The following is a 14,354-nucleotide window of genomic DNA, read 5'->3' as shown; positions in this document are numbered from 1 at the left end:
GGATAAAAAGCCTATTCTTTCTTCGCTTTATCAAGTGCTTTTTGGGCTTTTTGACAATCTTTAATTCTCTTTTTAATTTTCAATGCCTTGAGATCTTCTTTTGTTGCAGAATCTGAGAATTTCTCATAGTACATAATAGCATCATTAAACTGTTCTTTTTTCTCATATGCACGTCCAATGAAATAGGAAATTTCTTCATCCTTTTTTCCCATTTTTTCAGCCTTTAACAACAGTTTCAATGCTTCATCAGTTTTATCAGTCACCATTAACATACATCCTCCAAACTTGTAGACATAATCCATATTTGAAGGGTCAATATCAATGAACTTTCTATACATAGGCATTGCTTCTGCATATTGTTCTTTTTTAAAAAGCCTGTCAGCCTCTCTGACATCTTTTTTATTTTGAGCAACAACGGTAAAAGAACTGATTGTCAATACAATTAATAATAAAAATCTCATTTTTAACAATGTTAATTAGGAACCAAAGACTGGAACATACTCATACGATTCGCTTTTTTAGTAGGAATCATTTCCACTTTTTTGTTCTTGAGTTTGTCATCTTTTAATTCACCCAAGTAAGCCATCATTTCTTTATTCGTAGAATAGATATAGGCTCTCGTTATATTCTTGGTTTTTTCTAAACTCATAAAGTAAATGTTACCTGGCATACCTTCTGCACCAGGTAATTGAATCATCAATCCTAGTTTAGTACCAAAATCTCCTCCTTCAACTTGATACTGTATCATTAACTGAACTGTAAAGTCTTTGAAAAGCGATTTTCCATTCATAGCAACAACCCCGGTAATAGGTTGAGAAACTAAACCTAAAGCTCGATTATTCCAAGTAAATCTCAGATTTGTGAAATAGAATGGGTAATCTGCAATCTCCTTCGGAAGTTTTCCGACTTTTTCAGGTCCCCCAATTGCGTAATCCCCTTCAATTGACTCTGCTTTTTCTTTACCGGCAGTTTCAGTAATAGCCATTTTCAAAGTTGTACGTTTGAAATCAACTGTTCCTAAACCTTCTGTACTAGCCACTTCGTCAGATATAAATTCAATCATTTTAGGATCTAGCCAACCATCTAAACCACCGGAAACATGGAAAGAAGCAATATCCTTACTTGCATTGTAATCTACTGTTCCGTAGGTTTTAAATTCTACTCCAGGTAAATTCATGTTGAAATCAACCAATCCTTCACCTTCCATTGAACATGATTGTACATGAAGAGCCAGGTAATTACCTGCTTCAGCCCTATTTTCTAGTTTCTCTGGAGAAGCAATTCTGAATTCTTGTGCATCCTCAACAAATGTCAATACTCCCGAAGAAGTAAAGAAAAGGAAGTCATTTGGTCTTTCCATTGCCGATAAAAAGGCTGGATAGAAGTCTAAACTGTCATCTCCTGAACCATTACGTCTTACCATACCAACAGCAATTGAATTCCCTTCTAAATCTTTCATTTCACCTGTTACAGGAATTTGTATGCTTGCCGGATCTACCTCAGTTCTAAACTTAAGCCAGTTTTTGGCAAACTTATCACAATCATGTACAATTCTTGTAGCTCCGTCAAAAGTTAAAAATTGGTTAGAGGCGTTTAGTTCAACATTCCCATAAAATCCAAATCGATCACTTAACTGAAAGTTCTCTTCTTGTTTTACACTTCCTTTTGCTGTAGTAGTATAAACCGTATCAGGTTTAATATCTGCAAAGAATATAATTTGTTCAAAGCCTTTGTCTGTTGTATATGGATACTTACCACTTGCTTGATAGAATAACCTTGAATCTATCCTAACTTTTGCTTCAACAATTTTATGGAATTTAGTAATTGAGTTAGCCAATATTTCTGCTCCTTCAAACTCATCCATTTTGGCTTTTTTCCTAATGGTAACTTTTCCATCAGGCGGAGAAATTCTAGCATCTGCAACATCAATGTACTCCACTTTATCGCAATAAAGGACATTTTCTTTTAGCACAAACTTAGCTTTAGGTGAACTAAAATTCAATGAATCCTGCTCTGGATGTATTGAGAAGAAATTGGAGCCTGCTAAATCTAATTCAGTGTTTATGCTAACATCAGCAGCATCTTCATTTTTAGATAGTTCAATTTCATCATTATCCATTAACCACGTAAACATGTCCATGAAACAGATGTACTGGTTTTTAGGAAACTCAACAATTGAAGTTCCGTCGTTAGATTTAAATTCCCCTTTTCTTTCTTGAAAATCTACATGCGCATTCAAGTTCCTAGAATCAAATGACAATGGATTTTCTTCATTCGGATTTGTTGTTTCTTGCCCCTTTGCCAATAAGTTAAAATCGGCGGTATCGGCATCAATGGTCCATCTTCCGTAATTAAAATTATATGAACCAAGCTCGGCTTCTTTGAAGTACATCAACCCTCTTCCAGTCATTCCGCCTTTAGTCAAGAAAGTAACACCTTTCATTTCTGCTTCTTTATTGAAGAACATTAAAGGTTCAGAATAAGCACGTGCTTTCAAGATTTCTTCTTTAGGAACAAATGTTACCATGGCACCTCCACAAGTAACATCCGGCACTTGCTTCCCTGCACTTGTAGGTTCCCCTCTGTTCACATACTCTGATAATCCCATTGTTGAATCCGGGAAAAAGACAAAATTTTCAGATTTAGAAGATGAAGTTTCAAAATCTATTTGACCGGCACCTCTTAATCCCTCATTGCTCAAACGAATTTCGTTGTCAAACTTCGCATAATCGCCATAAAAATCAAAACCTCCAGCTGGTGCTTTTGTTTTAAAGCCGAATGAATAATCTTCCTGAATTGTCAATTTCTCCTTGAATGTTGGAAAAATTCCTGCTGATCTGAATTCTCCATCAAAAGACATTGAGTACTCATCAAAATTGTCCAAACTATCAAACTTAAAAGGCTCTGCTTTGAAATAGAAATCTACACTATCATAAACGCCATCATATACATACGAATGATCATAGAATACGTAAGAGTCTTTAGTTGAATTTAAAATTGGGTACTGAGGAAAATCCCTGTTGTTTTTACCCGATCTGTTATTTGGATCATCAACCTCAATGTATCCTGAAATGTCTTCAAAGTGCGAATACATTGCAATAAGACCTTCTCCTCCATATATTGGCCTAACTCTAAACATTGCTTGTTTTACATCAATAAGATTGATTCTAAATTGCTCGTTATCAAAAGAGGCTTCATTCAAGTAAACTTCTAATTTACCGGCCATAATAGCACCCTCAAACACAAAGTCCATTTCTTCTTTAATCAAAAGTTCTCCGGATCCCGGGAAAATAACAACATTTTGAAGAGGTGAAATTGGAATAGGGTCTACTTCATTCAAAGACAAATCCAATGATGTTAAATTCAGATAACCAAAATTGGTAGATAATTTCTTTCTCTCATTGATTTTGATTGCTCTGTCGTTAAACTCTACATTTTCTTTTATTCTTCTACCATCAGGTGTTAGCGTGTCCCTCATTGGTATCTGCTCCAAATTGGCTACAAAGACAATGTTATCATAATCAACTTTTCCAGCCCTGGCATCTATATACTTCTTTGTTTTTGGTTGAACTGTGATCTCTTTTCTGCTTGAATTATAGGTTATAAATCCTTGTTGAGCCAAATCCAATAAAATTGGCAATGCCTGATCAGTAGTATATCCCATTGGTCCAGCAATTTTATTCACTGCAATAGTTGGCATATCATACTTGTAGGTATAATTATAAATAGCCGCCAAAGGATGCGTCTTATTCATCCCTTGAATTCTTTGATAATCTCTTGCAGAGAAGAAATCTTTTGATTCAAATCTAGCTTCCTTGTTGGGTCTATCTCTTTGATTCCAGGTAAAGTTCAAATTTGGATCACCCTTGGTCCAGATGATCTCATCCACATACATATCCAAATCATGATATGAATTTTTGAAAGGAGCCATTCCTAAACCTGAATTAGCTCTAACAAACTCTATCTTAGGTGTACTTGTTGCGTCATAAATCAACTGTAATCCCGGATGATATAAAGTATCTTTATCATTAAGGTACATTACCACTTCACAATCATTAGCCTTAATGGATTTTTCATTGATTTTAAAGCTTAATGCTCTAGCCGTAACAAAAGGTTTTCCATTTTGCTTAAAAACCAATTTGGCAGGATTTTTATCAAACCCAATTCCGGCAAAATCACCTGCTTCTAACGCAAATCCTCCCAAATAATCTACATCAGGAATAATGTCTTTTCTAACTACTTCTTTACTAAATGAGGTAAATGAAGGATAAATTTTATCAATTTCTCGGTTATAAATTTTACAGTAATCTTTTAAATCGCCCCACAATGGTTTCTCGTAATATTCAGTATGCATTAAAACCGAATCACACTCTAATTTTGTTTGTTTTAAGGAAAGTTTGTAGTCTGTAATTTCAGCATAATTCTTGGCAGGATCCAAGCCTGTTCTGGACCATGTAATATCACCTCCTCTACCGGTAAATCTATGAACAAAAGGTTCAAACACACCAGTAGTTTTGTATACCACCATACTATCGGCAAATGGATTATCTTTTTTTCCTGCTCCTAAATCAAACATATAACAACCTAAGTCACCATTAGAAAAAGTGATTTTTGGTCTATTATTTTCAAACTCAAAAAGATATTGTCCTCCTGTGAATGTCCACTTATACTTTAATTCCTTGTGAATGGTACCATCTGTAAAAAAGTCGGCGCAAAACTCAATAAACGTCTGAAAATTGGTACTCTTTTTACTATTTAAAAGATCATCAATTGTTTTGTGCCATGTTTCAAAGCTAGTCTTAGGCTGATTAGATTTAACGAAAGAGTGAACTGAAATCAAATATCCGTAAATATCAGGAAAGGCAGGTCTTCCTTTAGCTTCCAGTAAGTTACATGTGCTTACAACTCTATTTTGATACTCAGAAGAAAAGTTTGTTAGCCAATTGGGTTCAAACTCTTCCATGAAAACTTTAGTTTTAGCATTATCTGATTTGGACAATGTTTTATCTATTTCTTTAAGAAAGGTAGCCGGGTCTGGTGAATATTGTGAAAAAGAGAATGTAGTAATACTTAAAAAAAGTAAGATCAAAAGAGCTTTCATACAACGGTTTTTAATTTAATATGGATTAGGCTTTTTTAAACTGCATCATTGCCCAACCATCTTTAGTTAAGGTATCTTCAAAAATAAAGCCATTTTCATTGGCTACTTTCTTCAAATCTTCCTGATCAGTAGCAAAAAATCCACTTATCAGCAATTTGCCTTCAGGTTTTAAACATCTTGAATATACTGAAAATTGTTCAATCAGTACATTCTTGTTGATATTAGCTGCGATCACATCAAATATCTTTCCAGCTAACAACTGATGATCACCCAAAGCCACTTCAATGTTAGAACAATCATTTAATGCAATATTTTCAATGGCATTATTGAAAGACCATTCATCAATATCCGGAGCATACACGTATTTGGCACCTTTTATTTCAGCCAGGATAGCCAAAACACCTGTACCAGTGCCCATATCCAGCACTTCTTTCCCATCCAGATCAATCTCGTTCAATCTTTTAGACATCATCCATGTTGTTTGGTGATGGCCTGTTCCAAAAGACATTTGAGGTTGAATGGTAACAACTATAGGAGCATCAAAAGATTGATTATGAAATGGTGCTTTAATAACAATTTGATCCTCTATAATAACAGGTTCAAAATTTGACTCCCATTTGGCATTCCAATTCTGATCCTCAATCTTCTTCCACTCAATATTTTTCACATATTCTCTTTGTCCATAGGACTCTGCCCATTCTTGAGAAAAGTGTTTTTCGGGAATATAACCTTTCACTCCTGTTTTGGTTTCAACAAAACTGTCAAAACCTTCCTCTCCCATTTCTGATATGGCAATATCTCTCCATGGTTCAACAGGATTGAAATCCATTTCTACTTCAATGTAATCCATTAAAATGAGTTGCTTATTTCACAAAAATCTTTAGCTACTAAAGACGCTCCTCCGATCAACCCTCCATTGATATCGTTTTGAGCAAAAAGTTCTTTGGCATTTTCCGGTTTGCAACTTCCACCGTAGATAATGGAAATTTCTTTGCCCACTTTTTCTCCGAATTTCGCGGTTACTCTAGCGCGAATTAAGGCATGTATTTCTTGTGCTTGTTCAGCAGTTGCAGTTTTTCCAGTTCCAATTGCCCAAACCGGTTCATAAGCGATAACCACTTTTGAAATTTCCTCTGCACTCAAGGAGAATAAAGCTTCTTCGATTTGTTTCATCACAAATTCTCGATAGACATTACTTTCTCTCACTTGTAATTGCTCACCACAACAAAAGATTGGTGTAATTCCATGATTCAATAAAGCCTTGGTTTTTTTTGCCAATAAAGCATAATCTTCATTAAAAAAATCTCGTCTTTCAGAGTGACCAACTATACAGTAATCTACTTCTAAAGATTTTAATTGAACTGGTGAAACTTCCCCAGTATAGGCCCCATTATCTGCAAAGTAACAGTTTTGAGCACCTAATTTAATCCATTTTTCTTTGGCTAGAATCTCTGCAAAAACTGCAATATATACAGGAGAAGGGCAAATTACCACTTCTGCATCTTTATTGAATTTGTCTTTAAGTTTTAAGAGATCCTGAACTAGCTTTTTAGCTTCTGCATAGTCCAGATTCATTTTCCAGTTTCCGGCTAATATTTGTTTACTCATGTTGATTTTCTATCTCGTCTTCAAAGATAGAATCAAAATCCGGAATTGACCTACTTGGCCATTTATCTTTCACAGTTCCGTTTTGCAACCAAACTAAACCTGGATTAGAACGCACTATAATTTTAATCTCAGTTCCATCAAATTGCATGAAAGTAGCGTCAAAATTATACTTTGATTTAAAAGTTGAAATTTGTTCAGCTGTTGCAGGAGAAAGTACATAAAAAGGGATGTTTGCTTCCTTAGACTTTGTCAATAATTCAGAAAAATCATCTATTGAACCTTCATTGATATTCTCAATATCTCTAATTGTCATTAACAACAAATTCTCTGAATTCAATAAATATTGAGTCATATCAATCACCCATGGCGCAGAAGGATCAATTAAATCCCAATATACGTCACCAGCCTTATATAGAGAATCAGGATAGAAAAGCGTATCATATTCCAATGCAGCAATTGTATCCGCACCGTAATCATGCGTTAAAATCATTTTCTCTTCATAATAATTCTCATAATCCCATTCAAACAACGAATCTACATAAGGAATTTTCTTTTCTGCATCAGTCAACTTCTCATATTCAAGCGTTGCCACAAAATCCGTTATAGATGGATCTTTACCCGGATCAATTACAATTTCTTCCCTTCCTACGTATTCGTACATAGTAGTATCCCCATAAACTTCATATTCACTGGCATCAAACAACTCTTCTTTACCAGTTTGAAGATTTTTATACTTGAATTTCCATTCTGAAATTCTTGGAATACCATTGGACATTTGTTCTTTGATATTATTTCCAATGGCGTATGCTCTGTAATCTTTAATTGGTAAATAATGAGAAGTATAAAGGCTGAAAATCAATGCCAATAAGGAAACATAAGCAGCCATTTTCCATGGCTTGGCCATTTTTCCAATATTTATATTTCCTATCACAAAGCTTCCCAACAAGGCAATTAAACCGAAGAAGATTGGGAACCACCACATATCAAAAACATAAGAAAAGAAGATAATTACCACCATTGAAGCCGGTACCATTATCCAATTTTCTTTAATAGAGTTTAAGTTAATCTTCCATTGATTAACAAAAATGATAATCACAAAATAGAACAATACAATATCTTTCCAGAATGACTCATAGGGAGTTAAGGACCTACCGACCGAACCTCTCAATGCATCACCAAAACAACCACAATCTGTTACACAATCTCTAGTAAACTCCTGACCTGTTTCCATTGCCAACATTTGATTAGCATTACAACTTGCAGTATACCAGGTAAGCCAGGTAAAGAATATCATCATCAATAAAAGTGACCATGATGCCAATTTGATTTTACCTCCTAAAATTACAGCTGCCCCCAATACGATTTCAGCAACACAAATCAGGATTGAAAGTTCCAATGTATAATCTGCAAACCAACCAAAAAAGCCATAATCTGCTGTTAAACCTTGCGGTGAAAAATATTCTTCTAATTTAAAAGCAAAACCCCATGGATCATTAGCTTTTACTAGACCCGACACAATAAACAAACCTCCCACAAAAGCTCTGGCGACATATGAAAAAAGGAAAAGACCTTTGAGCATAAACAAGACAAACAAACTAATTGCTATTAGGGACATTCCCATTATGCTTAACACAAGAGAATTAGAATCTGAGGTTGATTCGTGAAATCCTATTACTGTTAAAACAACACCTGTGACATTCAACAAAACGAAAATCACATTTAGCAATAAAGATCTACCTGCAACATCAGGTTTTTGATTTCTCAATCGCATATCATCCATGGCTTGGTATTTTAGTTTGAATTGACTTTTGACAAAAGTAATGGTTCTTTACAGATCATATTGGTTCTTAACAGAATTCTAACATTATGATTGTTCATCCAAAAGGATAAGGGCGAAAACTGCATAGTTTAACATGTCCAAATAATTGGCATCAATACCCTCAGAAATTAAAGTTTTTCCGTCGTTATCCTCAATTTGTTTGGTGCGCAATATTTTCATCATGATTAAATCTGTATGTGAAGATACTCTCATGTCCCTCCATGCTTCGCCATAATCATGATTCTTTTTCTCCATTAAATCAAATGCCTGATTGGTCTTTTCATCATATAAGGCCACTACCTTATCCATTGGCATCTCTACTTCTGCATCAGCTCCTAATTCCAATTGAATCAATCCCATTACGCAGTAATTAACAATAGCAATGAATTCTCCTTCAATATCCTCTCCCACTTTATTGACTCCGGTTTCTTGTATTGTTCTAATGCGTTGAGCTTTGATAAAAATTTGATCTGTCAATGAACTAATTCTTAAAATACGCCAAGCAGTACCATAATCCTTACCTTTTTTCTCAAAGATTGACCTACATTTGGCGATTACTTTTTTATATTGATCAGCAGTTTTTGACATTGATAAAATCAGCTTTGTGGTGCAAATCTCCTATTAAAAGTAATGAGATCGCATCCGGATAACAAATAATTTTAGCCGTGAAAGATACATTTTTTTGTTCGAAGTTTCAGATGAATTGTGCAGGAAGCTTGATGAATTTTGATGGTCCTATTGTAATGGGAATTCTCAACGTAACGCCAGACAGTTTCTTTGCCGAAAGTAGAATTTCTTCTGAAGATCAACTTTTGCAAAAAGCAGCAAAAATGGTGGAAGAAGGCGCTCACATTCTTGATATTGGCGGATACTCTTCTCGTCCGGGTGCCAAAGATATTTCTGTTGAAGAGGAAGTTGAAAGAACTGCAACCGCTATAAAATCCTTAAAAAATTCTTTTCCGAATATACTTATTTCAATTGATACTTTTAGATCAAAAGTAGCCATTGAAGCAGTTAAAAATGGAGCAGATATAGTCAATGATATTTCAGGTGGTCAACTAGATGAAAAGATGTTTGAAACGGTTGCTCAATTGAATGTTCCCTACATCATGATGCATATGAAAGGAACTCCTCAAAATATGAAATCACTCAATCAGTATAAAGATTTAATTCAGGACATTCAACTATACTTTTCTCAACAGATAAGTAAGGCCAGAAAAGCGGGAATTAAGGACATAATTATCGATCCCGGATTTGGTTTTAGCAAGGATGTTGGGCAAAATTTTCAATTAATGAAGCAGCTTGAGTTATTGCATTTACATGATTGTCCAATATTGGTAGGGATTTCTAGAAAATCAATGATCTATAAATCTCTCAATATCACTTCAGATGAGAGTTTAAATGGAACAACTGTTTTAAATACCATTGCTTTGAGCAAAGGAGCTGCTATCTTAAGAGTTCATGATGTTAAGGAAGCTGTTGAATCAGTTAAGCTTGGAAAGCTTATTCATTGTGAGGAATCACAATCACTTTAAAACTAATTACCGTTGGATTTTTTTTAGCGTTTGAAAAAATCTGAATTTTTCTGTGTTGGTAGTCGTAGGCCGAGGTGGTATCAAATGTCAAATGAATCACACCTGATTTTCCAGGTAAGATGGGTTCAGTTGGAAAGGTAATCTTGGTACAAGTACAGGCTACTTTATAATTGCTAATGATTAAAGGTTCGTCTCCGGTATTTGTAAAATGAAAATCATGTTTTAAAAGTTCTCCTTGTTGGGTATCCGGAAACTTAAAAGTGCGCTCTTTAAATGAGAATTCCGCGCCACTAGTTAAAGTGAACGCGGAATTCATTGCTATTATGATCGCAAAAAATAGCCTCATTAATTAATTTGTAGGAGCAGTATCAGCTGGTTTAGCTTTAATCTGTCCTTTAATTCTAATAACTTTATTTGGCTCGTTACCAGCATTTGAAGTAATTGTAACAGATTTAGCGATAGGCCCAACTCTGTTAGTATCATATTTTACTTTAATAACTGCTGATTTACCAGGAGCGATTGGCTCTTGAGGACAAGTTGGAACTGTACATCCACAAGATCCTTTACATCTTGAAATAATCAAAGGTTCAGAACCTGTATTAGTTACTACGAATTCGCACTCACCATTATCTCCTTGTGTAATTGTACCATAATCGTGTGTTTCTTTATCGATTGTGATAACAGCTTTACTAGTAGGCTGAGTTTGTACTTCTTGTGCATTTGCGTTGAATCCAACAAATGCTGCAACTAAAAGACTAAGTGTAAAAATTGCTTTTCTCATTACTTATTTGGTTTAAAATTCCGTTATAACGGAGGTTATTAATTTATTTAATTTACTGTCGGTCCGCCTGTATTAAATGGGGCTGAACCAGTTGGTTTTGCTTTTACGTTTCCTTTAATACGAATCACTTTTTTAGGTTCATTTGAGGCGTTAGAGCTAATTGTCACTGAACGCTGGATAGGACCTACTTTACTCGTATTGTATTTTACTGTAATATCAACAGACTCACCTGGAGGAATTGGTTCCTGTGGGCAAACCGGCACTGTACATCCACATGACCCTTTACACAATGAAATAATCAAGGCTTCTGTACCTGTATTTGTAATTGTAAAAGTACAATTACCATCATCACCTTGCGTAATGGTACCATAATCATGAACATCCTTATTCATTTTAAGAACTGCCCCGCTAGTAGGTTCTACCGGATCAGGAGTACCATTGTTTTGAGCAAATGTGAAGTTAGTTACTATTGCAGATGCACAAATTAGGCTGAATGTCATTAAAAATTTTCTCATCTTACATTTTGTTTGATGTACGAAATCATACACAATAACGATACCAAATATACAAAAGGTTGCTATTTAGAAGGTAACTTTAACAATTCATTAACAAGCCCGATATTTTTTCCCAACTTTTTTTCGGTTAATACTGTTTTATATAAATGTAATTACTTAACTTTAATTAGTTGTTTTAATGATTTTAAGGCAGTTGTAAGGTGTTTTTTCCACTGTATATCTCAATCTAAAAGTTTAGGAACATCAGTGACAAAAAAGTGAATTAAATAAATGATTTCAACGACCAGAAACGAATTAAATGGATCTTTAAAAAAGTATTTTGGATTTGACGGATTCAAGGGGGAACAAGAATCAATCATCCAAAATGTTCTAGAAGGCAAGAATACTTTTGTAATCATGCCAACTGGGGGAGGTAAATCTTTGTGTTATCAATTACCCGCGCTTTTATCTGAAGGTACTGCGATCATAGTATCGCCTTTGATCGCCTTGATGAAAAATCAAGTTGACGCAATTAGACATGTCAGTGATTCTGACGACATAGCCCATTTTTTAAATTCATCTTTAACAAAGACGGAGATAAAAAAGGTGAAAGAAGATATTCAGGACGGAAAGACCAAATTACTATACGTAGCTCCTGAATCGCTTACTAAGCAGGAAAATATTGATTTTTTAACTGGAGTTGAGATTTCATTCTTTGCTATAGATGAGGCACATTGTATTTCAGAGTGGGGACATGATTTCAGACCTGAATACAGAAGATTAAGAGAGATTTTTGAAAAAATATCCAACGTTCCGATTATTGCCTTAACAGCAACTGCCACTCCCAAAGTGCAGCATGACATTCAAAAAAACCTTAACATGCTAGATGCAACGGTTTTTAAAATGTCATTTAATCGCGAGAATCTATTTTACGAAGTTCGACCTAAAAGAGATGTTGAAAAAGACATCATTCGATTTATAAAAGAACGCCCAGGTAAATCCGGTATAATTTACTGCTTGAGTAGAAAAAAGGTAGAGGAAATTGCAGAATTGTTGCAAGTCAATGACATTAATGCACTTCCATACCACGCAGGATTAGAATCTAATGTAAGAGCAAAACATCAAGACATGTTTTTGATGGAGGAAGTGGAAGTAATTGTTGCCACTATTGCATTTGGGATGGGAATTGACAAACCTGATGTGAGATTTGTAATACATCATGATATTCCTAAAAGCTTAGAAAGTTATTATCAAGAAACCGGTAGAGCAGGACGTGATGGCGGTGAAGGTGTTTGTTTAACATTTTACAGCTATAAAGACATAGAAAAACTAGAGAAGTTTCTTCACGGAAAACCTATTTCAGAGCAAGAAGTAGGAAGACAATTGTTACATGAGATAGTTTCATACGCAGAAACTTCAGTATGCAGAAGAAAGTACATATTACATTATTTTGGAGAAGTTTATGATGATTCAAAGTGCAACTGTATGTGCGACAATTGCAAGAATCCTAGAGAAGAATTTGAGGGAAAAGATGATGTTGCTTTGTTCCTGGAAGCTGTAGACTTTTTAAAAGAAACTCAAAAAGCAAAATACGTATGTAATTTCTTAGCGGGTAAGGAGACTTCTGAAATTAAATCATACAAGCATAATCAAGCTCCACTATTTGGAAAGGGCAAATCGCAAGACTACAATCACTGGAATGCGGTTGCAAGACAAATATTGGTTAGAGGTTTATTGACAAAAGAAATTGAGAGCTACGGAACTTTAAAGATTACTAAAGAAGGTAGAGATTTCATGAGTAATCCAAGTTCATTTAAGTTATTAAAAGAGCACGATTATTCTGCTGAAATTGACGAACCAATCATTATAAATCAAAAAGGTGGTGGTGCTTCTGTTGATGATAATCTCTTTCAAATGTTAGTGGATTTAAGAAAAAAGATTTCTAAAGACAAAAACATCCCGCCATTTGTAATATTCCAGGAACCTTCTTTAAATGATATGGCTATTCAATACCCAATATCAGAAGAAGAATTGACTAATATACAAGGTGTTGGGCAAGGAAAAGCAACAAGATACGGCAGACCTTTTATCGATCTTATCAAAAGATATGTTGATGAAAATGAAATTGACAGACCACAAGATTTTGTAGTAAAATCTGTAGTCAATAAATCAGGATTAAAGGTTCATATCATTCAGAATGTAGATAGAAAAATGCCATTAGACGTAATTGCTTCTTCACAGGGCAAAGAATTGGCAGATGTTATTGCAGAAATTGAAGCTATTGTAAGTTCTGGTACTAAAATCAATATTGACTATTACATCAATGATGTACTTGACGAAGATGATCAAGAGGATATTTACGAGTACTTTTTGGAAGCTGAAACTGATAGCTTAAAAGAAGCTCATGAAGAATTTGAAGGTGATTATGATGAGGATCAACTCAGATTAATGCGAATTAAGTTCATGAGTGAAATGGCAAATTAAACAATTAGCAGTTTTCAATTAACAATGTGCAATTAGCAATTAGCAATTTTCAATTAGCAATTAGCAATGGGCAATTAGCTATTTTCAATTAGATTTTTTCTTCATGTTTGGTTAAAAAGTTGATAAATCATTGATTTGATGGTTAGTAATTTGATATATTTAAGAAACTAAAAATTAAATCATGAAATTACTCAATACAAAAACGCTAGTTGTTGCCGGGGCTTTGACGCTTGGCAGCATTGGACTTAGCAGTTTTATTTCATCTGATAACGAAATGGAATCAAAAGGAAATCCGGCTTGTGAAGTTTACGGGAAAATTAAAATTGTAGATTACGGAGAAGACTATAAAGTAAAAAAGGTAGACTACGGAGAAGATGTTAAAATTAAATGGGTTGACTACGGAGAGGATAATAAAGGAAAATGGAAAGAAGTAGACTACGGAGAAGATCACAAAATTAAATGGGTAGATTACGGTGAAGATTTTAAAATCAAAATCGTAGACTACGGAGAAGGATGTTAGAAATAAAAAAAG

At 34.6% G+C, this 14,354-nt stretch carries 12 protein-coding genes; 3 read left to right on the top strand and 9 right to left on the bottom strand.

Features of this window, described 5'->3' with window-relative positions:
- Nucleotides 1-11 precede the first annotated feature (11 nt).
- The 6 genes from K6119_RS17850 to K6119_RS17825 form a co-directional block, all read right to left on the bottom strand.
- Entirely contained in the window at nt 12-461 is a 450-nt protein-coding gene (locus tag K6119_RS17850; protein ID WP_221834920.1) for a tetratricopeptide repeat protein, read from the bottom strand.
- Nucleotides 462-472: 11 nt separating this feature from the next.
- Nucleotides 473-5,101 carry a hypothetical protein gene (locus tag K6119_RS17845; RefSeq protein ID WP_221834921.1) on the bottom strand — a complete coding sequence of 1,543 codons (4,629 nt, stop codon included), beginning with the start codon at nt 5,099-5,101 and terminating at the stop codon, nt 473-475.
- A 25-nt stretch (nt 5,102-5,126) separates the two neighbouring features.
- Nucleotides 5,127-5,951, bottom strand: coding sequence for a 50S ribosomal protein L11 methyltransferase (gene prmA, locus K6119_RS17840; RefSeq protein ID WP_221834922.1), 825 nt, complete (start codon nt 5,949-5,951; stop codon nt 5,127-5,129).
- Nucleotides 5,951-6,709 carry a triose-phosphate isomerase gene (tpiA, locus tag K6119_RS17835; protein WP_221834923.1) on the bottom strand — a complete coding sequence of 253 codons (759 nt, stop codon included), beginning with the start codon at nt 6,707-6,709 and terminating at the stop codon, nt 5,951-5,953. Before tpiA ends, prmA begins: the two co-directional genes overlap by 1 nt.
- Nucleotides 6,702-8,489: a DoxX family protein gene (locus tag K6119_RS17830; protein WP_221834924.1), complete on the bottom strand. Its 1,788-nt coding sequence runs from the start codon at nt 8,487-8,489 to the stop codon at nt 6,702-6,704. Before K6119_RS17830 ends, tpiA begins: the two co-directional genes overlap by 8 nt.
- Before the next feature lie 84 nt (nt 8,490-8,573).
- Nucleotides 8,574-9,116, bottom strand: a complete 543-nt coding sequence (locus K6119_RS17825; RefSeq protein WP_221834925.1) for a DUF1599 domain-containing protein — start codon at nt 9,114-9,116, stop codon at nt 8,574-8,576.
- Nucleotides 9,117-9,193: 77 nt separating this feature from the next.
- Between K6119_RS17825 and folP the strand changes: the two genes are divergently transcribed.
- The gene (gene folP / locus K6119_RS17820) at nt 9,194-10,063 is read left to right on the top strand and encodes a dihydropteroate synthase (protein WP_336246098.1); all 870 of its coding nucleotides are present in this window, start codon (nt 9,194-9,196) and stop codon (nt 10,061-10,063) included.
- Here the strand turns inward: folP and K6119_RS17815 are convergent.
- Genes K6119_RS17815 through K6119_RS17805 form a run of 3 tightly spaced genes read right to left on the bottom strand, consistent with a single transcriptional unit; the run spans nt 10,032 to nt 11,359 of the window.
- Nucleotides 10,032-10,379 (bottom strand): DUF1573 domain-containing protein, encoded by a 348-nt coding sequence (locus tag K6119_RS17815; protein WP_237828052.1) that lies wholly within the window; start codon nt 10,377-10,379, stop codon nt 10,032-10,034. The two genes, folP and K6119_RS17815, sit on opposite strands and share 32 nt — an antisense overlap.
- A gap of 33 nt (nt 10,380-10,412) precedes the next feature.
- The gene (locus K6119_RS17810) at nt 10,413-10,844 is read right to left on the bottom strand and encodes a DUF1573 domain-containing protein (RefSeq protein WP_221834927.1); all 432 of its coding nucleotides are present in this window, start codon (nt 10,842-10,844) and stop codon (nt 10,413-10,415) included.
- 47 nt (nt 10,845-10,891) lie between these two features.
- Nucleotides 10,892-11,359, bottom strand: a complete 468-nt coding sequence (locus tag K6119_RS17805; protein ID WP_237828051.1) for a DUF1573 domain-containing protein — start codon at nt 11,357-11,359, stop codon at nt 10,892-10,894.
- 270 nt (nt 11,360-11,629) lie between these two features.
- Here K6119_RS17805 and recQ point away from each other — a divergent pair, with 270 nt between their 5' ends.
- On the top strand, nt 11,630-13,822 hold the full coding sequence (gene recQ / locus K6119_RS17800; RefSeq protein WP_221834928.1) for a DNA helicase RecQ: 2,193 nt from the start codon (nt 11,630-11,632) through the stop codon (nt 13,820-13,822).
- 181 nt (nt 13,823-14,003) lie between these two features.
- Nucleotides 14,004-14,342, top strand: a complete 339-nt coding sequence (locus tag K6119_RS17795) for a 7(1) septoil knot domain-containing protein (protein ID WP_221834929.1) — start codon at nt 14,004-14,006, stop codon at nt 14,340-14,342.
- Nucleotides 14,343-14,354 lie beyond the last annotated feature (12 nt).

Origin of the sequence: Paracrocinitomix mangrovi, assembly GCF_019740355.2 — a bacterium.
Lineage (GTDB): Bacteria > Bacteroidota > Bacteroidia > Flavobacteriales_D > Crocinitomicaceae > Paracrocinitomix > Paracrocinitomix mangrovi.
This window is presented reverse-complemented; position numbering and strand designations above follow the sequence as displayed.

What these genes read in the sequence shown, in the direction of transcription:
- K6119_RS17850 (WP_221834920.1), bottom strand. Translation starts at nt 461, where the DNA reads ATGAGATTTTTATTATTAATTGTATTGACAATCAGTTCTTTTACCGTT.
- K6119_RS17845 (WP_221834921.1), bottom strand. Translation starts at nt 5,101, where the DNA reads ATGAAAGCTCTTTTGATCTTACTTTTTTTAAGTATTACTACATTCTCT.
- prmA (WP_221834922.1), bottom strand. Translation starts at nt 5,951, where the DNA reads ATGGATTACATTGAAGTAGAAATGGATTTCAATCCTGTTGAACCATGG.
- tpiA (WP_221834923.1), bottom strand. Translation starts at nt 6,709, where the DNA reads ATGAGTAAACAAATATTAGCCGGAAACTGGAAAATGAATCTGGACTAT.
- K6119_RS17830 (WP_221834924.1), bottom strand. Translation starts at nt 8,489, where the DNA reads ATGGATGATATGCGATTGAGAAATCAAAAACCTGATGTTGCAGGTAGA.
- K6119_RS17825 (WP_221834925.1), bottom strand. Translation starts at nt 9,116, where the DNA reads ATGTCAAAAACTGCTGATCAATATAAAAAAGTAATCGCCAAATGTAGG.
- K6119_RS17815 (WP_237828052.1), bottom strand. Translation starts at nt 10,379, where the DNA reads ATGAATTCCGCGTTCACTTTAACTAGTGGCGCGGAATTCTCATTTAAA.
- K6119_RS17810 (WP_221834927.1), bottom strand. Translation starts at nt 10,844, where the DNA reads ATGAGAAAAGCAATTTTTACACTTAGTCTTTTAGTTGCAGCATTTGTT.
- K6119_RS17805 (WP_237828051.1), bottom strand. Translation starts at nt 11,359, where the DNA reads ATGAGAAAATTTTTAATGACATTCAGCCTAATTTGTGCATCTGCAATA.
- recQ (WP_221834928.1), top strand. Translation starts at nt 11,630, where the DNA reads ATGATTTCAACGACCAGAAACGAATTAAATGGATCTTTAAAAAAGTAT.
- K6119_RS17795 (WP_221834929.1), top strand. Translation starts at nt 14,004, where the DNA reads ATGAAATTACTCAATACAAAAACGCTAGTTGTTGCCGGGGCTTTGACG.